The sequence below is a fragment of the Actinoplanes sp. NPDC051859 genome (genome assembly GCF_044452725.1).
Lineage (GTDB): Bacteria > Actinomycetota > Actinomycetes > Mycobacteriales > Micromonosporaceae > Actinoplanes.
In genome coordinates this window covers 400,692-426,380 of record NZ_JBITBX010000002.1, presented here as the reverse complement: position 1 = coordinate 426,380, position 25,689 = coordinate 400,692, and the positions used below count along the sequence as shown (strand labels likewise).

19 protein-coding genes, 1 pseudogene and 1 riboswitch are annotated in these 25,689 nt (G+C 70.3%); of the genes and pseudogenes, 6 read left to right on the top strand and 14 right to left on the bottom strand.

What is annotated here, in order from left to right:
- Positions 1–35: 35 nt before the first annotated feature.
- From ACIA1L_RS05940 to ACIA1L_RS05900, 9 genes are all read right to left on the bottom strand, one after another.
- Entirely contained in the window at positions 36–800 is a 765-nt protein-coding gene (locus tag ACIA1L_RS05940) for a YggS family pyridoxal phosphate enzyme (protein WP_396071378.1), read from the bottom strand.
- 4 nt (positions 801–804) lie between these two features.
- Entirely contained in the window at positions 805–1,947 is a 1,143-nt protein-coding gene (gene ftsZ, locus ACIA1L_RS05935; protein ID WP_396071377.1) for a cell division protein FtsZ, read from the bottom strand.
- 282 nt (positions 1,948–2,229) lie between these two features.
- The gene (locus ACIA1L_RS05930) at positions 2,230–2,997 is read right to left on the bottom strand and encodes a cell division protein FtsQ/DivIB (RefSeq protein WP_396071376.1); all 768 of its coding nucleotides are present in this window, start codon (positions 2,995–2,997) and stop codon (positions 2,230–2,232) included.
- Positions 2,998–3,014: 17 nt separating this feature from the next.
- Positions 3,015–4,433, bottom strand: a complete 1,419-nt coding sequence (gene murC, locus ACIA1L_RS05925; protein WP_396071375.1) for a UDP-N-acetylmuramate--L-alanine ligase — start codon at positions 4,431–4,433, stop codon at positions 3,015–3,017.
- A 49-nt stretch (positions 4,434–4,482) separates the two neighbouring features.
- Positions 4,483–5,592, bottom strand: a complete 1,110-nt coding sequence (murG, locus tag ACIA1L_RS05920; RefSeq protein ID WP_396071374.1) for an undecaprenyldiphospho-muramoylpentapeptide beta-N-acetylglucosaminyltransferase — start codon at positions 5,590–5,592, stop codon at positions 4,483–4,485.
- Complete coding sequence (locus ACIA1L_RS05915) at positions 5,592–7,040, bottom strand: FtsW/RodA/SpoVE family cell cycle protein (RefSeq protein WP_396071373.1); 1,449 nt, start codon at positions 7,038–7,040, stop codon at positions 5,592–5,594. Before ACIA1L_RS05915 ends, murG begins: the two co-directional genes overlap by 1 nt.
- Before the next feature lie 64 nt (positions 7,041–7,104).
- Positions 7,105–8,202, bottom strand: coding sequence for a phospho-N-acetylmuramoyl-pentapeptide-transferase (gene mraY, locus ACIA1L_RS05910; RefSeq protein ID WP_396071372.1), 1,098 nt, complete (start codon positions 8,200–8,202; stop codon positions 7,105–7,107).
- A gap of 91 nt (positions 8,203–8,293) precedes the next feature.
- Positions 8,294–9,808, bottom strand: a complete 1,515-nt coding sequence (locus tag ACIA1L_RS05905) for a UDP-N-acetylmuramoyl-L-alanyl-D-glutamate--2,6-diaminopimelate ligase (RefSeq protein ID WP_396071371.1) — start codon at positions 9,806–9,808, stop codon at positions 8,294–8,296.
- Positions 9,809–9,862: 54 nt separating this feature from the next.
- The gene (locus ACIA1L_RS05900) at positions 9,863–11,875 is read right to left on the bottom strand and encodes a peptidoglycan D,D-transpeptidase FtsI family protein (RefSeq protein WP_396071370.1); all 2,013 of its coding nucleotides are present in this window, start codon (positions 11,873–11,875) and stop codon (positions 9,863–9,865) included.
- A 240-nt stretch (positions 11,876–12,115) separates the two neighbouring features.
- Here ACIA1L_RS05900 and ACIA1L_RS05895 point away from each other — a divergent pair, with 240 nt between their 5' ends.
- Positions 12,116–12,394 carry a hypothetical protein gene (locus tag ACIA1L_RS05895; protein ID WP_396071369.1) on the top strand — a complete coding sequence of 93 codons (279 nt, stop codon included), beginning with the start codon at positions 12,116–12,118 and terminating at the stop codon, positions 12,392–12,394.
- A gap of 700 nt (positions 12,395–13,094) precedes the next feature.
- On the opposite strand, the pseudogene ACIA1L_RS05890 reads toward ACIA1L_RS05895, so the two are convergent.
- The 4 genes and pseudogenes from ACIA1L_RS05890 to ACIA1L_RS05875 all read right to left on the bottom strand — a co-directional run.
- Positions 13,095–13,571 (bottom strand): annotated as a pseudogene (locus ACIA1L_RS05890) (hypothetical protein); the annotation flags it as partial.
- Entirely contained in the window at positions 13,568–14,710 is a 1,143-nt protein-coding gene (gene rsmH, locus ACIA1L_RS05885) for a 16S rRNA (cytosine(1402)-N(4))-methyltransferase RsmH (RefSeq protein WP_396071368.1), read from the bottom strand. The gene rsmH and the pseudogene ACIA1L_RS05890, both read right to left, overlap by 4 nt.
- Positions 14,711–14,938: 228 nt before the next feature.
- Complete coding sequence (gene mraZ, locus ACIA1L_RS05880; RefSeq protein ID WP_396071367.1) at positions 14,939–15,370, bottom strand: division/cell wall cluster transcriptional repressor MraZ; 432 nt, start codon at positions 15,368–15,370, stop codon at positions 14,939–14,941.
- Positions 15,371–15,837: 467 nt separating this feature from the next.
- Positions 15,838–16,629: a C40 family peptidase gene (locus tag ACIA1L_RS05875; protein WP_396071366.1), complete on the bottom strand. Its 792-nt coding sequence runs from the start codon at positions 16,627–16,629 to the stop codon at positions 15,838–15,840.
- 39 nt (positions 16,630–16,668) lie between these two features.
- Positions 16,669–16,831, bottom strand: a riboswitch (cyclic di-AMP (ydaO/yuaA leader).
- 463 nt (positions 16,832–17,294) lie between these two features.
- Between ACIA1L_RS05875 and ACIA1L_RS05870 the strand changes: the two genes are divergently transcribed.
- From ACIA1L_RS05870 to ACIA1L_RS05860, 3 genes are all read left to right on the top strand, one after another.
- Positions 17,295–18,515, top strand: a complete 1,221-nt coding sequence (locus ACIA1L_RS05870) for a MurT ligase domain-containing protein (protein WP_396071771.1) — start codon at positions 17,295–17,297, stop codon at positions 18,513–18,515.
- The gene (locus ACIA1L_RS05865) at positions 18,505–19,218 is read left to right on the top strand and encodes a type 1 glutamine amidotransferase (protein WP_396071365.1); all 714 of its coding nucleotides are present in this window, start codon (positions 18,505–18,507) and stop codon (positions 19,216–19,218) included. The genes ACIA1L_RS05870 and ACIA1L_RS05865 overlap by 11 nt, the downstream gene beginning before the upstream one ends.
- Positions 19,219–19,282: 64 nt before the next feature.
- Positions 19,283–20,017 carry a TVP38/TMEM64 family protein gene (locus tag ACIA1L_RS05860; RefSeq protein WP_396071364.1) on the top strand — a complete coding sequence of 245 codons (735 nt, stop codon included), beginning with the start codon at positions 19,283–19,285 and terminating at the stop codon, positions 20,015–20,017.
- Positions 20,018–20,145: 128 nt separating this feature from the next.
- On the opposite strand, the gene leuS is transcribed toward ACIA1L_RS05860, so the two are convergent.
- Positions 20,146–22,962, bottom strand: a complete 2,817-nt coding sequence (leuS, locus tag ACIA1L_RS05855; protein ID WP_396071363.1) for a leucine--tRNA ligase — start codon at positions 22,960–22,962, stop codon at positions 20,146–20,148.
- Between the two features lie 378 nt (positions 22,963–23,340).
- On the opposite strand from leuS, the gene ACIA1L_RS05850 reads away from it, so the two are divergent.
- Positions 23,341–24,390, top strand: coding sequence for an AAA family ATPase (locus ACIA1L_RS05850; RefSeq protein WP_396071362.1), 1,050 nt, complete (start codon positions 23,341–23,343; stop codon positions 24,388–24,390).
- Position 24,391: 1 nt separating this feature from the next.
- Positions 24,392–25,684, top strand: coding sequence for a DUF58 domain-containing protein (locus ACIA1L_RS05845; RefSeq protein WP_396071361.1), 1,293 nt, complete (start codon positions 24,392–24,394; stop codon positions 25,682–25,684).
- Positions 25,685–25,689: the final 5 nt, after the last annotated feature.

Here is a 25,689-nt window from a genome sequence, read left to right as displayed (position 1 = left end):
AACAACACGTATGTAGTTTGCTGCCCGCCGCAAGGCTACCGCAGCAGGTTTCGCATCCCGAGTAAAGAAGTACCGATCCGTACATGTGTCGCTCCGTGCGCGACGGCCTCCTCGAGGTCCCCGCTCATGCCCGCGGACAGGACTGTCGCCTCCGGATGTTCCGCGCGCAGTCGAGCGACGGTCGCTGCCAGCGCCTCGAATGCCCGCGCCGGCTCCCAGCCCAGCGGCGCGACCGCCATCAGCCCCCGCAGCCGCAGCATCTCGGCGGACGCCACCTGGTCGGCGATCCGCAGCAGATCCCGCTCGGGGTCGACCGGAGCGGCTGCACCAGGAGCGGCCGCTCCGGCGACCCCGGTAAGAACAGCCCCGCCGCGCGCCTCGTCGCCGTCGATGCTGACCTGGATCAGCACGTCGAGCGGCCGGTCCCGGTGTCGGGCGGCCGCGGCGTCCAGAGCGGACGCCAGCCGCAGCGAGCCGACCGACTCCACCACGTCGGCGTACCGGGCCACGGAGTTGGCCTTGTTGCGCTGCAGCTGTCCGACAAAGTGCCAGCGCACCGAGGCCCCCGCCTCGGCGACTGCGGCCGCCTTCGCTGCAGCTTCCTGGTCCTTGTTCTCCCCGACGTCGGTGACGCCGAGCTCCGCGAGGAGCACGACGTCAGTGGCCGGATACGTTTTGGTCACGGCGACCAGGGCGACGCTGCCCGGGTCGCGTCCCGCCGCCGAGCAGGCACGCGTGATCCGCTCGCGTACCTCGACCAGCGAGGCGGCCAGCTCGTCCTTGCGTGCCCGGTCCGGCAAGCTGTCAGGAACCGTTCTTCAGAAAGTCCGGCACGTCGACGTCGTCGAAGAGCACCCGGCGCGGCGGCGGAGTGGTCGCGGCCGCCGCCGGAGCCACCGCCGCCGGAGTGACCGGCGCGGGCACGTTGGGCGTGACCGCGGGCGGCGCTGTCGGCTGCGACACCACCTTGCGGGCCGGCTCGGACGGCTTGTAGGACGGGGTGCCCCCGTCGAAGCCGGCCGCGATGACCGTGACCCGCACCTCGTCGCCCAGCGCGTCGTCGATGACCGCACCGAAGATGATGTTGGCGTCCGGGTGGGCCGCGTCGGTGACGAGCTGCGCCGCGTCGTTGATCTCGAACAGGCCCAGGTCCGAGCCACCCGCGATGGAGAGCAGGACGCCGCGGGCGCCGTCCATGCTCTGCTCCAGCAGCGGGCTGGAGATCGCCTTCTCGGCCGCCTCGACCGCGCGGTTGTCGCCGCGGGCGCTGCCGATGCCCATGAGTGCGCTGCCCGCGCCGCTCATGACGCTCTTGACGTCGGCGAAGTCCAGGTTGATCAGACCCGGGGTGGTGATCAGGTCGGTGATGCCCTGCACGCCGGAGAGCAGGACCTGGTCGGCCTGGCGGAACGCGTCCATCATGCTGATGCCGCGGTCGCCGAGCGCGAGCAGCCGGTCGTTCGGGATCACGATGAGCGTGTCGCACTGGTTGCGCAGCTCGTCGATGCCGGACTCGGCCTGCACCTGCCGGCGCTTGCCCTCGAACGAGAACGGGCGGGTGACCACACCGATGGTCAGCGCGCCGAGCTTGCGGGCGATGTTCGCGACCACGGGGGCACCGCCGGTGCCCGTACCGCCGCCCTCGCCGCAGGTCACGAAGACCATGTCGGCGCCCTTGAGGACTTCCTCGATCTCGTCGCGGTGGTCCTCGGCGGCGTTCTTGCCGACCTCGGGCTGCGCGCCGGCGCCGAGGCCCCGGGTCAGTTCCCGGCCGACGTCGAGCTTGACGTCGGCGTCGGACATCAGCAACGCCTGGGCATCGGTGTTGATCGCGATGAACTCGACTCCCTTGAGCCCTACCTCGATCATGCGGTTCACGGCGTTGACGCCACCGCCACCGATGCCGACGACCTTGATGACCGCAAGATAGTTGTGCGGAGGTGTCATCGGGCTCAGCCTTCCCTTCCAGGGTTGGCGGACGTCGAGGCCCCAGCGGTCCGGCCAAGAACCGCCATCGACGTCCGCTCCGTACAAGGGAGGGCGAGGAGAACCCTCACCCTCTACTAGAGGCTCAGAGCTATGTCAACTACTGAACCTCTCGGGGCAACGTAAGCGGACGTGTCGCCCGATCCAAGGACCAACACGGCGTGTCGGCGTCCGCTGATGAGGCGAGTATCCGACTCAGCCGTAACCTGGGACGTAATAAGCCGTTTGGCGCGTCTTGTCCGATTAACGGATGGTGACGACCGTCGGTGCGCTGACATCGATCGTGTCGCCCTTGCGCTCCAGCAGCGCCGTAGCGACCTGAGCCTTCTTCTGGCTCTCGGTGTCGTCGCCCCAGATGATTGTCCGGTCCTTGCGCAACCCCAACGTGACCTGCGCCGGCGCCGGCACCGAGATCGACACGAGCTGGTCGCGCAGTTCGCCGGTGAGCGCCGCGAGCACCACCAGCGCCGAGCGGGTGTTCACATCCTCCGGCCCCGGCGCGGCCAACTCGGCCAGCGGCAGCCCCGCCGGCCGCTTCGCGACCGTGCGGAAAGCCACCCCGGCACCGTCGATGAGCGCAAACTCCTTGCCCACGGGTACGGCAGCAACGGGCTTGCGCTCCACCACCTGCACCTGGACCGCGGACGGCCAGCTGCGCGTGACGATCGCCCGCTCCACGGCCGGCAGCGCCTCCACCCGCTCCTGAATCGCGTCGAGGTCGACCCGGGCGAGGGGTTCACTCAGCCGCACCGACGCCGCCGTGTCGACCTGCTCGCTGGTCAGCGTGTCAGTGCCGACGATCCGTACCTCGCGCACGCCCAGCACCGGCGTCGCGTACACAGTCCACAGCAGTGCACCCACCGTGACCAGCACACCCAGCGCGACCGCCCACGGCATCGCGGCCTGCAACCGGCGCTGCCGGGCGCGGGCCATGAACCGCCGCACGGACGGCGGCACGGCATCCGTGTCCGCCCGCACCAGCCGCCAGTTGCGCCCGCCGCCCTCGCTCACCGCATCCCCCGTGTCTGTTAGCTTTCCGCCAGCGCGGCCAGCAGCTCGTCGCCCATCAGCGAAATCGGCGGGGCGCCCATGGTCACCACCACGTCGCCGGGCTGGCTCCGCCGCACCACCTCGGCCGGCACGTCCTCCCAGGACGGCACGAAGACCTTGCGCTCCGCGGGCAGGTCGATCGCGGCGGTCAACGCCACGCCACCCTCGCCCGGACCGCGGGTCTCGCCCGGCCCGAAGACCTCCATGACGATCACCTCGTCGGCGATGGCCAGGCCCTCGGCCAGTTCGGCCTGCAGGTCCCGGGTGCGATACACCCGGTACGGCTGGAACACCACCACGAGCCGCCCGGACCCGGCGACCTCGCGCAGGGTACGCAGCGCCGCCTTCACCGAGGTCGGGTGGTACGCGTACTCGTCGTACACCCGGACGCCGGCGACCATGCCCTTGCGCTCGAACCGGCGCCGCACGCCGGGGAAGGAGCTCAGCGCCTCGGTGATCTTCTGCAAGCCGATGCCCAGCCGCAACGCGGTCAGCACCGCGGCGGCGCTGTTCAGGCCCATGTGCCGCCCCGGCAACGCAAGCGCGATCTCGCCCAGCAGCTCGCCGTCCAGCGTCGCCCGGTAGCGCACGCCCTGCACGGAGGAGACCACTTCGGTCAGGCGCAGGTCGGCGCTTTCGCTCTCCCCGTACGTATAAACGGTCCGGCCCTTGGCGCGCAGCGCCGCGATCAGCTCTTGGACGCCCTCGTCGTCGGCGCAGGTGACCACGAAGCCATCCGGGTCGACCAGCTCGGCGAACTCCTGGAAGCCGGCCTTGAGGCCGTCGAGGTCGCCCCAGTTGTTGAGGTGGTCGCCCTCGATGTTGGTGACGATCGACACGTGCGGGCGGTAGATCAGGAACGACTTGTCGCTCTCGTCGGCCTCGGCCACGAAGTACGGGCCGGTGCCGTGATGCCCGTTGGAGCCAGCCGCGGAGATCTCGCCGCCGATGACGAACGACGGGTCCTCGCCGGCGTGCTGCAGGATCACGGTCATGATCGACGTGGTGGTGGTCTTGCCGTGCGTGCCGGCGACCGCGATGGTGCGCCGCCCGGTCATCGCCGCTGCCAACGCCTCGGAGCGGTGCAGCAGCCGAAGGCCGCGCTTGCGCGCCTCGACGATCTCGACGTGGTCGTCCGGGATCGCCGTGGAGTAGACGACCGTGTCGACGCCGTCCAGGTTGCCCGGCTCGTGCGCCATGTGCACGGTGCCACCGAGCGCCCGCAAGGCAGCCAGGGCAGGCCATTCGCGCAGTTCGCTGCCCGAGACCGGCACGCCGCGGGTCAGCAGCAGGCGGGCGAGCCCGCCCATGCCCACGCCGCCGATGCCGATGAGGTGGACGGTGCCCAGATCCTCGGCGGTGGTCCCGCCGGCCGGCTTCAGCTCCGCCGTGTTCACGCGGTCACTCCCCTGTTCACGTAGTGGCGCATCGACTTGGAGGTGCGATTCATCGGCGGGCGACCGCCGTGCACACGAAGTCGAGCAGCGCTTCGTCGCCGTCGCGGCGGCCGTAGGAAGCCGCCGCCCGGCCCATCGCGGCGAGCCGCTGCGGGTCCCGGGCCAGCGGGAGCACCGTGCGCTCGATCCACTCCGGGGTGCATTCGGCGTTGTCCACGAGCAACCCGCCACCGGACTCAACGACCGGCAGCGCGTTGCGCTTCTGTTCCTGGTTGCTGTGCGGGTACGGCACATAGATGGCGGGCATGCCGAGCGCCGTCGTCTCGGCGACCGTGATCGCCCCGCCGCGGCAGAGCATCAGGTCGGCGGCGGCGTAGCCGAGCTGCATGTCCGACAGGTACGGCACCACGACGTACGGCACCGGCAGATCGGCGGGCACCTCGAATGGGTCGTTGCGTCCGCCCTGCACATGCAGCACCTGGATGCCGGCGTGGGCGAGCTTCTTGGCCGCCCCGGCCACGGCCAGGTTGATCGTGCGGGCGCCGGACGAACCGCCGGAGACGAAGAGGACCGGCAGGTCGGGGCGCAGCCCGAAGTAGTGCAGGGCCTGGGGGCGCAGCGCGGCACGGTCCATCCGGGTGATGGCGGTCCGCAGCGGTACGCCCACCACGGTCGCGTCGCGCAGCGACTCGGCAGCCTTCGGCTGGCTCGGGAAGCCCACGGCGACGTTCTTGGTGAACCGCATGCCCATCCGGTTGGCGACGCCCGGCGGCACGTTGACCTCGTGGATGACGATCGGCACCTCGCGACGCCACGCCGCCAGGTACGCCGGAACCGACACGTACCCGCCGAAGCCAACCACGACGTCGGCCTGCACCTCTTCGATGATCTTCCCGGCGGCCGCGGCGGACTTGTACATCCGGTCCGGCGTGCGCAGCAGGTTCATGTTGAGCGAGCGGGGCAGCTGGAACGCCGGGATCACCCGCAGGTCGTAGCCGGCGGGCGGGATCAGGTCGTTCTCCATGCCCTTGGGGCTGCCCAGGGTGGTGATGCGCACCTCGGGGAAGTGCCGGCGCAGGGCATCGGCGAAGGCGAGCAGCGGATAGATGTGACCGCCGGTGCCACCTCCGGCGAGCACGACCGACCGCAACTGACCCATCACCGTCTCCTCACGCCCCCCTTGTCCTCGGGCGCCCGGCTCTTTTGACGAACGGGTGGGCGTGATGATCCCGACCGCCGCGGCGGGGGAAGCGGCGGCAGCGGGGCCCACACTAGTCGTACCCATCGGGCGGGCGGACGGGCGTGCAGCGCTCGGGCCGCATCCGGCTCGGCGCGGGCGAAGGAGGCGAGGATGCCGATCCCGGCCATCGTGACGACGAGGGCGCTACCGCCGGCGGAAATGAACGGAAGCGGCAGGCCGGTGATGGGCAGCAGGCCGACGACACCGCCGATGTTGATGACGGCCTGGGCGACCAGCCAGGTGGTGATGCCGGTGGCCGCGAGCCGGCGGAACGGGTCGTCGACCCGGCGGGCGATCCGGAACCCGGTGTACGCCAGCACGGCGAACAGGGCCACGATCACCATGCAGCCGACGACGCCCAGCTCCTCGGCGACCACGGCGAAGATGAAGTCGTTGTCGGCGGCCGGCAGCCAGTTCCACTTCAGGGCGCCTTTGCCGAGTCCTACCCCGAACCAGCCGCCTTCGTAGATGGCCGAGCGGCCCTGCAGGATTTGATAGCAGAGGTCGAAGTCGCACTTCTCCGGCGAGGTGAGGAACGTGGTGAGGCGCAGCAGCCGGTAGTTGGGCTCACCCTCGGTGCCCGAACCGGCGCCGCGGGAGGCGGCGGCGATCAGCAGGCCGATGCCCGCCAGTCCGAGCACGCCCAGCGCGGTGAAGACCCGCAGCCGGACCCCGGCGGCCCAGAGCAGACCGATGATCAGGGCCAGCAGCACCAGCATCGTGCCCAGGTCGTTGTAGCCGACCAGGACGAACAGCAGGCCGACGGCCGGGAACAGCGGCATGGACAGCTCACGCCAGTAGCCGAGCGACGCGCCCTTGCGCGAGATGATGTCGGCGCCCCACAGCACCACACCCAGCTTGGCGAGCTCGGAGGGCTGCACCCCGATCGGCCCGATGTAGAGCCACAGCAGATCCGCGCTCAGCGGCCCGAGCTTCGGATCCTTGAGCGCGCCGACCGCCTCGAGAGCCATCAGCAGGTCCAGCGTTGCCAGCAGCACGACCGCGGCACCGAGGATGTAGACCCCGAGGAAGCGCAGGGTGCTCGCGGGCAGCCGCTGGCAGACCCAGAAGCCGACCAGGCCGAGCACCGCGAAGATGAGCTGGTTGCGGATGGCGCCGAAAGCGCTGCCCTTTTCCGCGTACGCGACGACGCTGGTCGCGGAGAACACCATGGTGAGGCCGATCACCAGGAGCAGGACCGAGCTGGCGATCAGCAGGTAGTACGAGGACAGCGGTCGGGCCAGCAACCCGTGCACCGCGGGCAGCAGTTGTTGGCTCCACGTCTGCGGGCGCACCGGCGGCGGAGCGGGCTGCACGGTGGCGGCCGGCGACACCGTCGTACGCGCCTCGGTCTTGTCCTCCCCCATGCTCCCCATCATGGTGGCGCGACACGCCCCGCCTCGGGTACCGGCGTGGCGTGTCGCGAGAGATCTATCCCATGACGCGCAGGAAGTCGCTGTAGAACAGGCCCAGCCCGATCGCGACGCAGATGCCGGCGACGATCCAGAACCGGACGACGATGTTGACCTCGCTCCAGCCCGCCAGCTCGAAGTGGTGCTGCAACGGCGACATCCGGAAGACCCGTTTGCCGGTGGTTTTGAACGAGATGATCTGGATCACGACCGACATCGTGACGATGACGAACAGGCCGCCGATGATGATCGACAGCAGCGTCGTCCGGGTCGCGATGGCGAGGCCGCCGATCAGTCCGCCCAGCCCCAGCGCGCCGGTGTCACCCATGAAGATCCGCGCCGGCGAGGTGTTCCACCAGAGGAACCCGACGCAGGCGCCGGCTGCCGCGGCCGCGATCATCGCGACCTCCAACGGGTCCCGCACCTCGTAGCAGTACCTGCCGGTGTAACCGCTGTCACCACACCAGTGCCGATACTGCCAAAAACCGATCAGCGTGTACGCCCCCAGCACCAGGATCGACGCGCCGGTCGCCAAGCCGTCCAATCCGTCCGTCAGGTTCACGCCGTTCGACATCGACATGATGACGAAGACGAACACCAGCACCGAGCCGACCTTGCCGACGTCGAGGAAGCTGATGTCGCGGATGAACGAGATGTGCTCGCTAGCCACGGTCTGGCCGTTGGTGCTCTTCCAGAACAGTGCCGCAACGCCGAGGCCCCCGCCGACCAGCAACTGGCCGAGCAGCTTGCCCTTGGCGCTGAGCCCACCCGAATGCCGCTTGCGCACCTTCAGGAAGTCGTCCAGGAAGCCGACCGCGCCGCAGAACACGAACAGACCCAGCAACACCAGGCCCGTCATCGTCGGCGAGACCTGAGCGATCTGCGCTTCCGGCAGGGTCGCCAACGCGGCATGCCCGGCCACGTACGCGAGCACGGTCGCGACGATGAACGCGACACCGCCCATCGTGGGCGTGCCCTTCTTGCCCTGGTGGCTGGCCGGGCCGACCGCGCGAATCGGCTGGCCGGCCTTCAGCGCGGTGAACACACGGATGGCTACCGGCGTGCCGAACAGCGAGATGATGAACGCGACCGCGGCCGCGACGATGACTGCCCTCACGGGCTTACCTCCTCGGTGGCCGCACCCGCACGCAGCGGATCGGCCCCCTTCCACGTGCGGTGATGCGAACTCTCGCCGGTCGTCGTGCGGATCAAGCGGCACCACCCGTACGGGCCGCCAACGCGGCGGCCAGCTCGATGCGGTCGTCGAACGGCAGCACCTTGCCGTTCACCTCCTGGCCCCGTTCGTGTCCTTTGCCGAGGACGGCCACGACGTCGCCGGGACCGGCCAGCCGTACCGCCTCGTCGATGGCGGCCCGGCGGCCCGCCACCTCGATGATCTTCGCCGGCGCGCCGGCGTCTTCCGCCCCCAGCCGGACGGCGGCACGCACCGTGGCCGGATCTTCCGTACGGGGATTGTCGTCGGTGATCACCACCAGGTCCGCGCCCCGGGCAGCCGCGGCGCCCATCAGGGGCCGCTTGCCGGTGTCCCGGTCGCCCCCGGCGCCAATGACGCAGATCAGCGAGCCGTGCCGAGCCGCGGCCACATCGCGCAGCGCGGCGAGCGCAGCGACAATCGCGTCCGGCTTGTGCGCATAGTCCACGATGCCCGACACCTCGCCGCGGGAATCCACGCGTTCGAGCCGCCCCGGGACACCCGGACACGCGGCAATGCCGTTGGCCGCCACCCGCGGATCGATACCAGCCGCCACCAGCGCAGCTAGGGCGAGCAGGGCGTTCGCGACGTTGTGCCGGCCGGGCAACGCCACCGCTGCGGGAACGGCACCGTCCGGACCACACGCGGTGAATCGCTGACCGCCACCGACCGTGCTGATCTCGGTGGCGTGCCAGGTAGCCGTGGTGTCTCCATCCGCCGAGTAGGTAACCGTGTCCGGCTTGACCAGCGAGGTGAGCGCCCGGTCGTCGGCGTTCAGCACCTCGTGCCGGCAGCGGCCATCGAACAGTCGCGCCTTGGCCGCGAAGTATTCCTCGGTGGTCGCGTGAAAGTCGAGATGGTCATGGCCGAAATTTGTGTAGCCGCCGACGGTGAACCGCACGCCGCCCACCCGACCCATGACGAGCGCGTGGCTGGACACCTCCATCACCACGGCGGTAACCCCGCGCTCGACGGCGACGGCGAGCATCGCATGCAGGTCGGTCGCCTCCGGCGTCGTCCGGGCGCTGCGCACCGACAGATCACCGAGCCGGGTCTCGACCGTGCCGATCAGCGCGGTGGTCAACCCTGCCGCCCGCAACCCCGCCTCGGCCAGGTACGCCGTACTGGTCTTTCCCGCCGTACCGGTCAGGCCGATCACGGTGAGCGCCGCGGACGGATTGCCGTAGATCGCGGAGGCCACCTCGCCGAGCACCGCACGCGGATCCGGCACGATCACCACCGGCAGCCCGGCGGCTTCAGCGGCGCGCCGCCCGGCCGGGTCGGTCAACACCGCGACGGCGCCCGCCTCGGCCGCTGCCTGGGCAAACTCGGCACCGTGGCGGCGGGAGCCGGGCAGGGCCGCGTACAGATCGCCCGGCCGCACCTCGCCGCTCGCATGGGTGACACCGGTGACCGCGGCGTCGCCACCACCGTGCTCGGCGTCCACCAGCGTCGGGAGATCGGCCAGCCGGAAAGGCCGCGCGAACTGGGGACGGGGAATGCCGGACACGGCGTCAGACCCTACCCGGTACGTCGGATCCGGCGGCGAACCCCATCCGCGTGGCTACTCCTTCCAATGGAACGTGGGCGGCTTCGACCCGGACGGGGGTACCCGGTAGTGCAACAGCGCCGAGCCCATCATCTTGCTGAAGGCGGGCGCAGCGATCACACCACCGGTGCCGTTCGGCACGTCGGCGAAGACACCCACGACGAACTGCGGCTTCTCCGCCGGCGCCATGCCGATGAAGGAACCCGCGTTGTGGTTGGTGTACTGCCCGTCGACCAGCAGGCTGCCCGTGCCGGTCTTGCCGGAGACCCGGTAGCCCTCCACCTTCGCCTGGGTGCCGGTGGCGCCCTTGGAGTCGACGACCGCCTCCATCATCTCCCGCAGATCCCGCGCCACCTGCGTGTCGAGCACCCGATGCGTCTCCGGCGGCGCGGCGGGCGTGAGCTTGTCGCCCCGCGCGGAAATGGTGCCCTTGATCAGGTGCGGCTGGATGTAGACGCCGTCGTTGGCGATCGCGGCGTACCCGGCCGCCATCTGCAGCAGGGTGGCGTCGACACTGTGGCCGATCGGCACCGAGCCCCAGGCCGAACCGCTCCACTCATCCGGCGTGAGCAGCCGGCCCGGCGCCTCGCCCGGCATACCCTCGTTGGTCGGCCGGCCCAGCCCGAACTTCTGCTGGTACTCGTACAGCTTCTCCTTGCCGAGCATCTGACCGATCCGGATCGAGCCCACGTTCGACGAGTACGCCAGCACCTGCGGGATGCTCAGCTTCGTACCGTTGGGGAAGGGATGCGTGTCGGTGAACAGCTTGCCGCCCAACCGCATCGCCCGACCGACGGTGATGTCGGAATTCTTGTTGACCAGGCCCTCCTGCATGGCCGCGCCGATGGTGAACGCCTTGTGTGTCGACCCCGGGTCGGAGATCACGCTGGAGACGGCATCCTCCCGCTCCTTCGGCGTGAACTCCGACGCCTTCTGCGCGTTGTAGGTGGGGTAGCTGGCCTGCGCCAGCACCTCCCCGGTCTGCGCGTTCAGCACGATCGCCCCGGCCACCGTGGCGTTGATCTTCTCCATCTGCTGGCTGAGATAGCGCTGCACCTCGAACTGCAGGTCCCGGTCGATGGTGAGCTGCACCGAGGAGCCCGGTGCGGCCGGCGTCTCCCGGCGGTATCCACCCGGGATCTCCTTCGCCAGGTCACCGCGGCCGGTCTCGTACACCTTCAAGCCGTTGGTGCCGCGCAGCAGCTCGTCGTAGCGGGCCTCGATGCCTTCCAGGCCGGTGTGGTCATCACCGGTGAAACCGATCAGATTCGCGGCCAGATCGGCACCGGGCACGTCACGCCGCTCGTCGCGGCGGGAGCCGATGCCGGCCAGGTTCAGCTTTTCGATCCGCTCCGCAACCGCGATGTCCACACCACGAGCCAGGAACTCGAACCGGGACTCGCCGCCACCGGGCCGCTTCTTCTTCGCCATCAGCGCGGCCAGCTCCGACTTGGGCACACCGAGCAGCGGCGAAAGCTGCGCCGCCACCTCAGCCGGCTTCTCGACCAGCACCGGGTCGGCGTAGACGTACCGGGCCTCGACGCTGTGCGCGAGCACCGCCCCGGAACGGTCCAGAATGCTGCCCCGCGGTGCCGGCAGCACGATCTCGGTCAGCCGGTTCTTACGCTGCTCGAGCAGGCTCTGCGCGGCCGCCGGCGAGTCCATCACCTGCAGCACCACGAGCCGTACGCCGATCATCATAAACAGGGACAGCGCTAGCACCGTGCCCAACCGCAGCCGCTTGGTGCTGTTGGCCAGCCGCGGCGGTTCGGCCGGGATGACCGGCTTGAGCCGCCGATCCTCCGGCCGTGTCCCCGCCCCGCCACCGGATCGCCGCGGACCCGGGGCGAACCTGCCACTTCCGGACCTACGGTCGGTGCGTCCGGCTGTCGTTCGGTTCTCGCCGCGGCCAGCGATGGTTCGGTTCTCGGCGCGCCCAGCAGCAGATCGGCTGTCGGTGCGGGCCGAGGTCCGGCGGGGATCAGCAGCCGTCCGGCCGCGCCCGGCACCCGCGGTAGGCCGCGCCATCTCGCCACGACCGGATCGCCCGCGATCCGTCGTGCGACTCTCGCGGGCTGTCCGTCCCCGGCCAATCGGGCCGACATCCTCGTCATCCAGGTCCGGCTCAGTGTCGCGGCCGGCACCCCGGCCCCGGCGAGTGGCGTCTCGGCCGCGTTCGTCTGCGTCCCGGCGAGTGGCGTCTCGGCCGCGTTCGTCTGTGCCCCGGCGGTTGCGCCCGCGCGGCTCCGCGCTGCGGCTCCCCCGGTCGTGATCGGCGCTCCTGCTCCGAGCGACGTCGCCGCGGCCTCTGTCGTCGGCCAGGTCATCGTCGGCGCGGCTGCTGTAACCGTCGCCCCTCCGCTTGCCCCGGGCGTCATCGATCCGACCGCGGCGGACATCGTCGGCGCGGCCTTCACGGGCGTCGTCGCTCCCGCCACGGCGTGCGTCGTCAACGCGGGCTTCGCGGGCGTCGTCACTCCGGCCGCGGCGAGCGTCGTCAACGCGGCCTTCACGGGCGTCGTCGCTCCGGCGGCGTTGGGGGGGTAGGTCTTCGTCAGAGTCGCGGCGGCGTTCCGGTGCGGGCCGGCCGCCGTCGAGCACCTGCAGTGGCGGTCGCACCGGATCGCTGTTGCGGCCGGCTCGTGGCGACCGGGTGCGCTGGTCGCCCTCGCGCACGGTTCGGCCGCGCGGGGTGTAGGCCCGCGCCTCGCCGATACCACCGAAGCCACGGCCCGACTCACCGTCGGCGGGCGACTTGTCCTCAGAAGACGCACCGCGCCGGGGCTCCTGGCCCCGGCGCGGCGTCTCGTTCGAGCGCGGCGGCACCGCGCTACCGCCCGGAAACGGGCTGCGTACCCGAACCGGGCACGGTCTGTCCCGGTGCGGTGGCCCCACCACCCGGCGTCACGTCGCGGGTGGTGGCGTCCTGACTGGACGCACCGTTACCCGCGGTCGTGCCATTGGCCGGCAGCTGGCCCGTCGTGCCGGACGGCTGCTGACCCGTGGAACCGGCCGGCAGCTGACCTGTCGTGCCAGCCGGCTGCTGGCCCGTGGAACCGGCCGGCTGCTGACCTGTCGTGCCGGACGGCTGCTGGCCCGTGGAACCGGCCGGCTGCTGACCTGTCGTGCCGGCCGGCTGCTGGCCCGTGGTGCTGCCGGCAGGCTGCCGGTTCGCGGTTGCGGCGGCCGGGTCCTGGGCGGTGACGGCCCGCGGGCCGCTGCCCGGGGTCATCACGCCCATCACCTTGCCGTCCGGCAACCGGATGTAGGCCGGCGAATCGGCCTTCACCAGGCCGAGGCGCCGCGCGGCAACGTCCAGGCTGCCCGGCATGTTGTACGCGGCGATCTCGTTCTCCAACGCCTGCTGCCGCGCATCCAACTCGGAACGCTGCTTGTCCAGAGTGTCGAGCTCGAAGGAATTCTCCGCCGTCTTGGTGTTGATCAGCAGGATGCCCACCACCCCGGCCACCACAATGGCGACCACCAGGGCGATGAACGGCGCCCGGGGTGCGTTGATCGGCAGCGGCGGTGCAACCCGCAGCCGAGGCGCCGAAGCTGTCTCTCGCTGCGGCTCGGCGTCAAGCTTCAGTGCGGTGTTTCCGTGGACCGGGAACTGGCGCGCCCCCCGCGCGGTTCCCTTCGTGCCGGTCGGCGTACGCCGACCGCTGTCCGCTCGCTCCGTGGTCCGGCCCCCCGACCGCGGCGCGGTGCTGCGCTCGCTCAATGTCCCTCCCCCTCATGGTGTTCCCCCGGGCGTCGCCGCCCTCGTCCCCCGTACGCGGACAGCCGGGGCCGTTCGCGGGCGGCCCCCTGTCCCTGATCGTGCTCAGCAATCCGTTCCGCGGCCCGCAGCTTTACTGACGCCGCGCGCGGGTTCTCGGCCACTTCCGCCTCCGTGGGCGGCTCCGAACCCCGGGTCAGCAGTCGCAGGCTCGGTCCCGTCCCGGGCAGCTCGACCGGCAGATCGATCGGCCCGGTGCTGCGCGCTCTCCCGGCGAGAGCACGCTTGACGATCCGGTCTTCCAACGACTGGTAACTCATGACAACAAGGCGCCCTCGCGGGGCCAGTAGATCCAGTGCGGACGGAACAGCCGCCTCGAGCGCGGCGAGCTCCGCATTTACCTCAATACGTAGCGCTTGAAACGTTCTTTTCGCGGGATTTCCACCCGTTCGCCGCGCGGCGGCCGGAATAGCGTCCCGCACCAGGTCAGCGAGCCGCGCCGAGGAGACGATCCGACTCTTCGCCCGCTCCTTCACGATCGCCGAAACGACGCGCTGGGCGAATTTCTCCTCGCCGTACACCCGCAGGATCCGGACGAGCTCGCCCGGCTCGTATCCGTTGACGACCTCCTCCGCGGTGATCCCCCGCGACTGGTCCATGCGCATGTCCAGCGGTGCGTCCCTGGCGTACGCAAAGCCGCGATCCGCCTCGTCCAGCTGCAACGAGGACACACCCAGGTCAAACAGTCCACTGTGGTACTCCGGGTAGCCGAGATCCGCGAGGACCGCCGGCAACTCGTCGTACACGGCGTGGACCAGATGCGTCCGACCCGCAAAGCGTTCGAGCCGGTGCCGGGAGTGCGCTAGCGCCTCCTGGTCCCGGTCGAGTCCCACCAGAACCACGTCCGGGTGCCGTTCGAGCACGGCCTCAGCGTGCCCGCCCAGTCCCAAGGTGAAGTCGACGTGCACCACAGCGGATCCCGAAGAACCCGAACCACCGTGCGCGCTCGACTCACCTGGAGAGCTGGAGCCAGGACCACCGACGGAACTCGGACCGTTGAGCGCGGGAGCGAGCAGCTCGAGGCAGCGTTCGAGCAGCACCGGCACATGCGTGCCGCGATGCTCCCCCATGTCGACTCCCATTGCCCCGCTCTTTCCTCGCGCGCCCCGCGACCGTTTGTTCCCGATCGGTGCCCGACCGTCTTCCGTACCGCCAGATCCCCATCCGCTCGTGCCCGTTGCCATCGGGCGCGCCCCACCGGACACACGCCTGGCACCGGGGAAGAGGCGCCAGGAGCGGGAGCGGCTGGAGATCTCGCAGTACGGCGGCAGCGACGTCCGGACCACCTCGGCGGCCGACAGGTGCCACGCCTACAGTCCGCCGGGCAGCACCCCCTCCTCGATATCGGCGAAGTCGTCCTCGCTCGCCGTGAGGTACTGCTCCCAGGACTGTTTGTCCCAGATCTCCACGCGTGTGCTTGCGCCGATCACCACCAGCTCGCGGTCGAGAGCCGCATATTCCCGCAGGTGCGCCGGGATGGTGACCCGGCCCTGCTTGTCGGGAATCTCGTCGTGCGCGCTGGCGAAGAACACCCGGCTGTAGGCCCGGGCGGCCTTGTTGGTGACCGGTTGGTCGCGCAGCTGCCCCGCGATCCGCTGGAATTCCGGCATCGGGAACACGTACAGACAGCGCTCCTGCCCCTTGGTGATCACGACACCTCCCGCCAGCTCGTCCCGAAACTTCGCCGGAAGGATGAGCCGACCCTTGTCGTCCAGGCGCGGGGTGTGTGTGCCGAGGAACATCGGCCCAACCCCCCTGCCCTGTGGCGCCGCTCCGTTGGTGCGGTGCGGTCTGCCGGTTCACTCGGGCCGGCAGGTCCTGCTTCCGGCCTGCCACTGCGCTCCACCTTACTCCACTTCCCTCCACTCGCAACCAGAATCGACGCGTCTGCGAACCGGATTCGCGGATGAATGCGCACGTCAGAAGCGGTGGAGCGGCAGTGGAGGGGAAAGCCCTTCCGATCATGGTCCACTTTCCGACAAGCCGCCCAGTCGGGCAGAAAACTCCGGAGAAAACGGGACCTTTTGCTCGCCTGCGACCCGCTCGGGGAGAGAAGTGGAGGGATCTTGTGGCGCGAAGTGGAGGGCTCCCCGACTCCCCGAGCAGTCGGACGCCAGGCAGGCGGCGGAGACGACGGTGGGGCCGTGACCCGAACCGGGTCACGGCCCCACCGAAAGTTGCCTTACTGCACTGCTTAACTGCGCGAACGTCAGGCCGCGAGGCGGCGTACGACGTAGCTGTTGCTCCAGATCTTGTGCTTGCCGACCGATGCACCCGGCTTGGGCGAGTCGTACATGTAGCCGCCGCCCGCGTAGATGCCGGCGTGGTAGCCGTGCGAGCCGTTGCGGAAGATGAGCAGGTCGCCCACCTTCTTGTTCGACTTGCTGACGGCCTTGCCGTAGTGCTGCTGCGAGTTGGCGCTGTGCGGCAGCTTCTTGCCGATCGCCTTCTTGTAGACGTACTTGGTGTAGCCCGAGCAGTCGAAGCGGTTGGGGCCCGAGGCGCCGAAGCTGTAACCAGCCCCGCGGTGCTTCTTCGCCTCGGCGAGGATGCGCTCACCGCTGCTGCTCTTGACCGTGATCTTGACCGGCGTGGACGCCACCGCGGCGTACGGCGTGGCGCCGACAGCACCCTCGAAGGAGGTGCGGAAGTAGGCCGTGGCGCCGGGCTTGTCGGTGAACTTCACGGTGCCGGCGTTGGCGCGCTTGCGGTCCCAGGTCTTCCACTTGCCGTTGACCTTGGTCTGGAGCCGGACCCAACCGCTGACCGACTTCTTACCGGTCTTGGGGTCGATCAGCGTCATGGTGATCGCGATCTTCCCGCCCCGCTTGACCGAGCGGGCGCTGTAGGACGCGGACACCTTGGGCTTGGCTTTGGCCGCGGCAGCCACGGCGGTGATCGGGGTGACGGCGGCCGCGGAGGCCGCCGGCGTGGCGATCAGCTGGCCGGCGCAGAGACACAGGCCCAGGGACAGTGCGACGGTTCCGGTGCCGGCAGACATGCGGCGGCCCCGGCTCGAACTGCGTTCGTGCACGGTAGAAGATTCCCTCCGGCACGCCTGCGAGGTTAGCTGTCGGGTTCGGGCGGGAAGGTGTGCCCGGTCGCCAGGTGGCGACTTCACCCCGAGGTCCGCCGGGTCTTGCGACCCGGAGCGGACCGGAAATGGGTCCCCCGTCCCTGCCCCCGTATGCCTTTATGGTTGTTCGCTTTCCTCGTGGTCGAACCGTCCGGACCGGGGCAGGGCTCGGCGTGATCCGGGCGGTGCGAGCGGTGGGCGGATGCTCACCGGCCCGTCCTTGCTACCGGATTTCTCGATCCACTGCGAGCCCTCTCAATGTCACTCCCCGTAATTGGCACAATGGACGGTGTCCGGTTTGAGATCTCCTCGTGACAAATGCCGCCACGTCATGTGTTCATGCGACTACTCACTGTCCAAAGTTACGGGTGAAACAGAACACAAATTTTTTGATGGCGCGTCTGATCATGGATGGGGGCAATGTCGGGCGAAAGCCATCTCACACCCCTCGACCGGGGGAAACACCACTCCGGACGCACATCCCGGCTCGGCCATTCGGCCAAACGCACGGCGACAGAGCGGCACCGCACTCGCCGCCACTCGACGTAGTGTCCGTTTCCGGTACCCTCGCAGCCGTGACGGACGGGAAAATGCCCTTGCGGGCCAAGGTCGCGACTTCGGTATCGCGCACGGCGGCGGCCCTCTCGCGGGCCGCGGGACGCGGCGACGGCTCGGTGATCGGCGGGTGGATCGGTCTCAAGATCGACCCTGACCTGCTGCGCAACCTGGCTGCCGGGCGGGCCATCGCGCTCGTGTCCGGCACCAACGGCAAGACCACGACGACCCGATTCGCCGCTGCGGCACTCGGCGTCCTCGGCCCGGTCGCCACCAACTCCTTCGGCGCCAACATGCCCACGGGGCACACTTCGGCGCTCGCGAAGGCCGGGGCCACCCCGTTCGCCGTCCTCGAAGTGGACGAGCACTACCTCGCCAAGGTGATCGACGACACCAATCCGCGGGTCGTCGCTCTGCTCAACCTCTCCCGCGACCAACTCGACCGGGCCAAGGAGGTGGCGATGATGGCGCAGCTGTGGCGCACCGCCCTCGCCGGCCACCCGGACGTGCACGTGGTCGCCAACGCCGACGATCCGATGGTCGTCTGGGCAGCCGTCGGCGCCCAGCACGTCGTCTGGTTCAGCGCCGGGCAGCGGTGGACCGACGACTCCTGGGTCTGTCCCGAGTGCGGCGCGCCGATCAAACGCGCGCACGGCGACTGGTGGTGCACCGGATGCGCGCTGCGTCGCCCGCAGGCGCAGTGGACGGTCGAGGACGAGGGCGTCCTCGACCCCAAGGGCGACTGGCACCTGGTCAAGCTCCAGCTCCCCGGTCAGGTCAACCTCGGCAACGCGGCCACCGCGCTGGCCCTGGCCGCCGAGTTCGGCGTACGCCCGATCGAAGCAGTCCCCCGCCTCGCGACCGTGGCCTCGGTGGCCGGCCGCTACGCCCAGGTCGACCGGGACGGGCGCAACATCCGTCTGCTGCTGGCGAAGAACCCGGCCAGTTGGCTCGAGGCGTTCGACATGGCCGAGGTCGCACCGACGCTGCTCTCCATCAACGCGCGCGACCCCGACGGCTTCGACACCTCCTGGCTCTACGACGTCGACTTCGCGCCGCTGCGGGGACGGCCCGTCCTGATCACCGGGGACCGGGCGTACGACCTCGCGGTGCGGCTGGAAGTGAACGAAGTGCCGTTCCGGCACGTTAGAACCTTCGACGAGGCACTCCGCGCCACACCGCCGGGCCGCCTCGAAGTAATCGCCAACTACACGGCCTTCCAGGACATCCGAGCGGAGCTAGACCGTGTCAACTGAGCACCTGCGCATCGTGTGGATCTACCCCGACCTGCTGTCCACGTACGGCGACCGGGGCAACATGCTGATCCTGGCGCGCCGGGCCCAGCTGCGCGGGATCCCGGTGGAGACCTATCAGGTGCGCTCCGACCAGCCGATGCCCGACTCCGCGGACATCTATCTCATCGGTGGCGGCGAGGACGGCCCGCAGGCGTTGGCTGCCCAGCGGTTGATCGCTGACGGCGGCATGCACCGCGCGGTCGCCCGGGGCGCTGCCGTGTTGACGATCTGCGCCGGTTACCAGATCTTCGGCCACTCGTTCTCGGCCAAGGGCGCCACCTGCGCCGGGCTCGGCCTGCTGGACATCACCTCCGACCGGGGCGAGACCCGGGCGGTCGGCGAGGTCCGCGGCGACATCGACCCGCGGCTCGGCCTGCCCCCGCTGACCGGCTTCGAGAACCACGGCGGCCGCACCCGCCTCGGCCCCGGCGCCACGCCACTGGCCCGGGTCACCGCCGGCATCGGCAACGACGGGCAGACCGAGGGTGCCTGGGCCGGGAAGATCCTCGGCACGTACGCCCACGGCCCGGCGCTCGCTCGCAACCCAGCGATAGCCGATCTGCTACTGCGTTGGGCGACCGGCGCGGATAGTCTTCAACCGCTCGACGACACCTGGGCCGACCGGCTCCGGAACGAGCGGCTCGCCGCAGCGGGCGCCGCATGACCCGAAAAAACGCCTGACCAGCAGTTACTCCTGGACCGACGAGAAGTAGGGGCGGTACGCCTGCATGACTGACCTCCTGATCGCGCCGCCGAGCGTGCAGTCCTCCGCCACGGACCCTCAGGCCAGCCAGCAGACCCCGATCGGATGGCGGCACCGCCTCGTCCGGTTCGGCGTTCTCGGTGCCGCCGTCGCCGCGCTCGGCGTGGCCGCCGCGGTCCTGCCGATGAAGGAGATCGCCGACTCGGTGCTCGCGCTCGGCCCGGCCGCCGCGGTCGCCATCGCGGTGGTCGGCGGGCTGTTGCTGTCGGTGCTGGTGCCGCGTACGGCCATCACGCTGGCGTGTGGGGCGCTGCTGGGCCCGGCGACGGGAGCGGCCACCGCACTGGCCGCGGCGGTCATCGCGGCGATTGCCACCTACTACGCCGGCCGCTGGGCGGGCCGGGGTGCGCTCGGCGCGAAGGCCGGCGGCCGGATGGCCCGCCTCGACGGCTGGCTCAACCGCCGCGGCCTGGCGGCGGTCCTGCTGGTGCGTTTCCTCCCGCTCGCGCCCTATGGCCTGATCGGTTACGCGTACGGCACCACGTCCGTTTGCCGCAAGCGCTACCTGCTCGGCACCACGCTGGCCGCCATCCCGTCCGCGGTCTCCTACGCCGTGATCGGCGCCGCCGTGACCTCACCGCACTCGATGAGCCCGATGACCCTGGCCCCGGCCGTCATCGGCTTCGCCCTGACCACCGGCATCGTGCTCCGCTGGCGCTACACCGCCCGCCGCGACGCGGTCGACACGGCCGCCGCCTGACGCCACAGCGTCGGCGGGACCAGGCAGGACGGTCCGTCGCACCACCGCTCAGGGCCGCCGGGATCCGAGGCCCGACAGGCCACAAAGAAGGCCCCGTCAGGCGACGGGGCCTTCTTCCTACGCGCGGGTCAGACGACGACGCTGACCAGGCGGCCGGGGACCACGATGACCTTGCGGGGCTCGCGACCTGCCAGCGCCTCGGCTACGGCTTCCAGCGCCTGCTGCCGTACGGAATCCTCGGTTGTGTCCGGCGCGACCTCGACCCGACCGCGGACCTTGCCGTTCACCTGGACCGGGTAGGTGATCGACTCGGCGACCAGCTGGGCCGGGTCGGCGACCGGGAAGTCCGCGTAGGCGACCGTGTCGTCGTGGCCCAGCTTGCGCCACAGCTCCTCGGCCAGGTGCGGGGCGAACGGTGACATCATCAGCACCAGCGGCTCCACGGCCTCCCGTGACGCGGACGCCAGCGGGGTCAGCGTGTTGGTCAGCCCGATCAGCTTCGCAATGGCGGTGTTGAAGCGCAGCTCGTCCATGTCCTCGCGGACCCCGGCGATCGTCTGGTGCAGCACCCGGCGGGTCTTCGGGTCCAGCGGCTCGTCGGTGGCCCGCACCGCGCCGGACTCCTCGTCGATGATCAGGCGCCACACGCGCTGCAGGAAGCGCTGTGACCCCACGACCGCGCGGGTCTCCCACGGGCGGGAGACGTCCAGCGGACCCATCGCCATCTCGTAGACGCGGAACGTGTCGGCGCCGTACTCGTCGCACATCTCGTCGGGGGTGACCACGTTCTTCAGGGACTTTCCCATCTTGCCGTAGGTGCGGGTCACCACCTGGTCGCGGTAAGAGAAGGAACCGTCGCGCTCGACGACTTCCTCGGCGGGCACGTAGACGCCGCGGGCGTCCTGGTACGCGTACGCCTGGATGTAGCCCTGGTTGAACAGCTTGCGGAACGGCTCGAAGGACGAGACGTGGCCCAGGTCGAACAGGACCTTGTGCCAGAAGCGGGCGTACAGCAGGTGCAGGACGGCGTGCTCGACGCCGCCGACGTACAGGTCGACGCCGCCCGGGTCGCCCTCGCCGCGCGGGCCCATCCAGTAGGCCTCGTTCACCTTGTCGACCAGCGCCTCGGTGTTGCGCGGGTCCAGGTAACGCAGCTCGTACCAGCAGGAGCCAGCCCACTGCGGCATCGTGTTGGTCTCGCGGGTGTAGGTCTTCGGGCCGTCGCCCAGGTCCAGCTCGACGTGCACCCAGTCCTTCTTGCGCGACAGCGGCGTCTCCGGCTCGCTGTCCGCGTCGTCCGGGTCGAAGGTACGCGGCGAGAAGTCGTCGACGTCCGGCAGCTCGACCGGCAGCATCGACTCGGGCAGCGCAATCGGCAGGCCGGTCTCGTCGTAGACGATCGGGAACGGCTCGCCCCAGTAGCGCTGGCGGCTGAACAGCCAGTCGCGCAGGCGGAAGTTCGTGGCGCCGCGGCCGTAGCCCTCCTCCTCCAGCCAGGCGATCATCGCGGCCTTGGCCTCGGTCTTGTCGCGGCCGTCCAGGAAGCCGGAGTTGATGACCACGCCGTCGCCGGTCCAGGCGCCTTCGAAGCCTTCCGGCGTCTCGATCGTGCGGACCACGGGCAGCTCGAAGGCCGTGGCGAAGTCGTAGTCGCGCTCGTCGTGGCCGGGCACCGCCATGATCGCGCCGGTGCCGTAGCCGGCCAGCACGTAGTCGGCGATGAAGACCGGGATCGCCTTGCCGTTGACCGGGTTCTTGGCGAAGCCGCCGGTGAAGACTCCGGTCTTGACCTTGCCGTCGGCAGTGCGCTCCTCCTCGGTCTTGGCCGCGGCGGCCGCACGATACGCGGCAACGGCGTCGGCGGGCGTCGCGGCGCCACCGGTCCAGGCCGGGTTCGTGCCCTCCGGCCAGGTGGCCGGCATCAGCGTCTCGACCAGCTCGTGCTCCGGGGCCAGCACCATGTAGGTGGCGCCGTACAGGGTGTCGGGGCGGGTCGTGAAGACGGTGATCTTGGCGTCGCCCGCGGTGAAGTCGACGTGCGCACCCCGGGACCGGCCGATCCAGTTGCGCTGCATCAGCTTGACCGGCTCCGGCCAGTTCAGCGCGTCCAGGTCCTCGACCAGACGGTCACCGTACGCGGTGATCCGCATCATCCACTGCTTCAGTGAGCGCTGGAACACCGGGAAGTTGCCGCGCTCGCTGCGGCCGTCCGGCGTGACCTCCTCGTTCGCCAGCACGGTGCCCAGCCCCGGGCACCAGTTCACCGGCGCCTCGGACACGTACGCCAGGCGGTGGTCGTCGATCAGCTTGCGCCGCGCCTCGGGTGACAGGGCGTCCCAGCTGCCGCCGTCCGGAACCGGCCGCGCGCCGGAGGCGAAGGACTCGATCAGCTCGGCGATCGGGCGGGCCTGGCGCAGGTCGGGGTCGAACCACGAGTTGAAGACCTGCAGGAAGATCCACTGGGTCCAGCGGTAGTAGTCCGGGTCCGTGGTCGAGAACGTCCGCCGCTCGTCGTAGGCCAGGCCCAGGCGCCGCAGCTGACCCCGGTAGCGCTCGACGTTCGCCTCGGTCGTGGTCCGCGGATGCGTGCCGGTCTGCACGGCGTACTGCTCGGCGGGCAGGCCGAACGCGTCGAAGCCCATCGGGTGCAGCACGTTGAACCCGGCCATCCGCTTGTAGCGGGTGTACGAGTCGGTGCCGATGTAGCCCAGCGGGTGCCCGACGTGCAGGCCGGCCCCCGACGGGTACGGGAACATGTCCTGGACGTGCAGCTTCGGCGCCCCGGCGCGGGGGTGGTCGGGATCGGCCAGCTCACCGGCGGGGTTCGGCGCGAAGAAGGTGCCGTGCTCGGCCCAGTACTCCTGCCAGCGCGGTTCGATCTGGGCGGCCATCGCCGCCGTGTAGCGGTACGGCGGGACGTCCGCGCCGATCTCGGACTCGCTCATCGTCACCATCTCGTTCTCGTCAGCCTGCCTTGGACACAAAAAAGCCCCCTGCACATGGAGGGGGCGCCGCGCGGAAACTGCGCGGCTAGCGAAGGAGCAGGGCGGCACGGACCATTTGGCGATAATACCCGTCCCGCTTTGCTCCCGGCGACCGGTATCGCCCGGCGCGACGATCAGCCGAACGGATAGCCAGATCTGGCCGGCCACGTGCCGAAATGGGGTTCTACGCCCCACTCGGCGCTGTGGTGTGACCGGGATAACCTGTCAGGGACGGGCGCCGGCGCCGGAGGCCCTCGGACACCCCGGCTGCCCGCGAACCTTCGGTTCCCGTGCGGTGTCTGCACGACGTGTGGAACTTGAACGACATGGAGGAGGCCCGTGACAACCCCCATCTGGGACGAGCCCGGCGGTCCGCTGTCGGCTGACGACTTTCGGGTTGCCAGCGAAGCGATCATCGCCAACATCGAGCAGGTCATCGAGGGCAAGAGCGCGACCGTACGCCTCGCGCTCGCCGTGATGCTGGCCGAGGGCCACCTGCTGATCGAGGACGTGCCCGGCGTCGGCAAGACGAAACTCGCCAAGGCGCTGGCCCGCTCGATCGACTGCTCGGTGCGCCGTATCCAGTTCACGCCCGACCTGCTGCCCAGCGATGTGACCGGGGTCAGCGTCTACAACCAGGAGACGCGCGACTTCGAGTTCAAGCCGGGCGCGGTCTTCGCCAACCTGGTGGTCGGCGACGAGATCAACCGGGCCTCCCCCAAGACCCAGTCCGCCCTCCTGGAGTGCATGGAGGAACGGCAGGTCACCGTCGACGGCACGACCTACGAGCTGCAGTCGCCGTTCATGGTCATCGCGACGCAGAACCCGATCGAGATGGAGGGCACCTACCCGCTGCCCGAAGCTCAGCGCGACCGGTTCACCGCCCGCATCGCGATGGGCTACCCGGACCCGCGCGCCGAGATGGCGATGCTCAACGGTCACGGTGCCCACGACCCGCTCAACGACCTGCGGGCCGTCGCGGATGCGGCGCTCGTCCGACGGCTGATCGCGACCGCGCGGGACGTGCACGCCGCCGAGGCCGTCCAGCAGTACGCCATCGCACTGGTCACGGCCACCCGCGAGGCGCCGGAGATCCGGCTCGGCGCGTCGCCGCGATGCACGCTGCAGTTGATCCGCACGGCGAAGGCGGTCGCCGCCCTCGAGGGTCGCGACTACGTGCTGCCCGACGACCTGCAGGCGCTGGCCGTGCCGGTCCTCGCACACCGGATCATCCCGACCGCCGACGCGCAGCTCAACCGGCGCACCACCGACGCCATCGTGTCGGAGATCGTGCACCGGCTGCCCTTGCCGCACGACCGGGCCCGGTCGCCGTACGACACCCGGGCCGCGGGCGGCGGAGGCACCCAGTACGAGTCGCGGGGAATCTGACATGCGGGAGGCCCTGCGGGGCATGACCACCCGCGGCCGCTCGTTCCTGGCTGCCGCGGGTGCCGCCGCGCTCTCCGCCTTCATCCTCGGCGAGAAGGACCTGCTGCGCGTCGCGATCCTGCTGGCCGCGCTGCCGTTGCTTGCCGCGGCGTACGTAGGACGCAGCCGGTACAAGCTGGCGTGCACCCGATCGCTGGAACCGGGCCGGGCGCCGGTCGGCTCCAGCGCGCGGGTCGTGCTGCGCCTGGAGAACCTGTCCCGGCTGCCCACCGGCACGCTGCTCATGGAGGACCGGCTGCCGTACGCCCTGGGCAGCCGTCCCCGGGTCGTGCTGGAACGGCTCGCCGCGAACATGGCGAGCTCCGTCGCGTACACGGTGCGCGCCGACATCCGCGGCCGTTACCCGATCGGCCCGCTGGTCATCCGGCTGACCGACCCGTTCGGCCTGTGCGAGCTCAGCCGGTCCTTCCCCAGCGTCGACAAGCTCACCGTCATCCCCGAGGTCGTGGCGCTGCCCGCGGTTCGCCTCGCCGGCGAGTACGCCGGCAGCGGTGAAAGTCGCGCCCGTTCGGTCGCGGTGCACGGCGAGGACGACGCGGCCACCCGGGAGTACCGTCGCGGCGACGATCTGCGCCGCGTGCACTGGCGGTCCACCGCCCGTACCGGCGAGTTGATGGTGCGCCGGGAGGAGCAGCCGTGGGAGGCCCGCGCGACGGTCGTCCTCGACACTCGGCTCTACGCCCACCAGGGCGACGGGCCGGCTGCCAGCTTCGAGTGGGCGGTCTCGGCGGCGGCCAGCATCGCGGTCCACCTCCGGCACGCCGGTTACAAGCTGCGCCTGGTGACGGGTACGGGCGTCGACCTCGACGCCATCGAACACGGCGGTGAAGGGGCCATCCTCGACACCCTCGCCGACGTCAAACTGACCCAGCACGGCGACCTGGGCGGACTCGTCGAACTGGTCCGGCGGCGCACCGACGGCGGCCTCATCATCGGCCTGTTCGGCTCGCTCACCGTGACCGAGGCGGAGGTGCTGACCGGGATGCGCAGCCACGGCGCCACCTGCATCGGCTTCGCCATCGACAGCTCCACGTGGATCAACATGACACCCGGCGACCGGCAGGAGGCGGAGCGGCAGCACGCGGCGACGTCGCTCGCCCTGGTCCGCAGCGGCTGGCGGTCGCTGCCGGTCAAGCACAGCGACTCGCTGGCCGCGCTGTGGCCGGCGACCGGGCGGGGCTCACAGGGCTTCGCCTACCGTGCGCCGATGGCCGAGACCGTATCCGGCCTGTGACGACA

Excerpts from the sequence above, each read along its gene's own strand:
- ACIA1L_RS05875 (WP_396071366.1), bottom strand. The coding sequence starts at position 16,629 with ATGTCTGCCGGCACCGGAACCGTCGCACTGTCCCTGGGCCTGTGTCTC.
- mraZ (WP_396071367.1), bottom strand. The coding sequence starts at position 15,370 with ATGTTCCTCGGCACACACACCCCGCGCCTGGACGACAAGGGTCGGCTC.
- ACIA1L_RS05915 (WP_396071373.1), bottom strand. The coding sequence starts at position 7,040 with ATGGGGGAGGACAAGACCGAGGCGCGTACGACGGTGTCGCCGGCCGCC.
- ACIA1L_RS05845 (WP_396071361.1), top strand. The coding sequence starts at position 24,392 with ATGCGGGAGGCCCTGCGGGGCATGACCACCCGCGGCCGCTCGTTCCTG.
- rsmH (WP_396071368.1), bottom strand. The coding sequence starts at position 14,710 with ATGGGAGTCGACATGGGGGAGCATCGCGGCACGCATGTGCCGGTGCTG.
- ACIA1L_RS05860 (WP_396071364.1), top strand. The coding sequence starts at position 19,283 with ATGACTGACCTCCTGATCGCGCCGCCGAGCGTGCAGTCCTCCGCCACG.
- ACIA1L_RS05870 (WP_396071771.1), top strand. The coding sequence starts at position 17,295 with ATGCCCTTGCGGGCCAAGGTCGCGACTTCGGTATCGCGCACGGCGGCG.
- leuS (WP_396071363.1), bottom strand. The coding sequence starts at position 22,962 with ATGAGCGAGTCCGAGATCGGCGCGGACGTCCCGCCGTACCGCTACACG.
- murG (WP_396071374.1), bottom strand. The coding sequence starts at position 5,592 with ATGGGTCAGTTGCGGTCGGTCGTGCTCGCCGGAGGTGGCACCGGCGGT.
- ftsZ (WP_396071377.1), bottom strand. The coding sequence starts at position 1,947 with ATGACACCTCCGCACAACTATCTTGCGGTCATCAAGGTCGTCGGCATC.
- ACIA1L_RS05900 (WP_396071370.1), bottom strand. The coding sequence starts at position 11,875 with ATGGCGCGGCCTACCGCGGGTGCCGGGCGCGGCCGGACGGCTGCTGAT.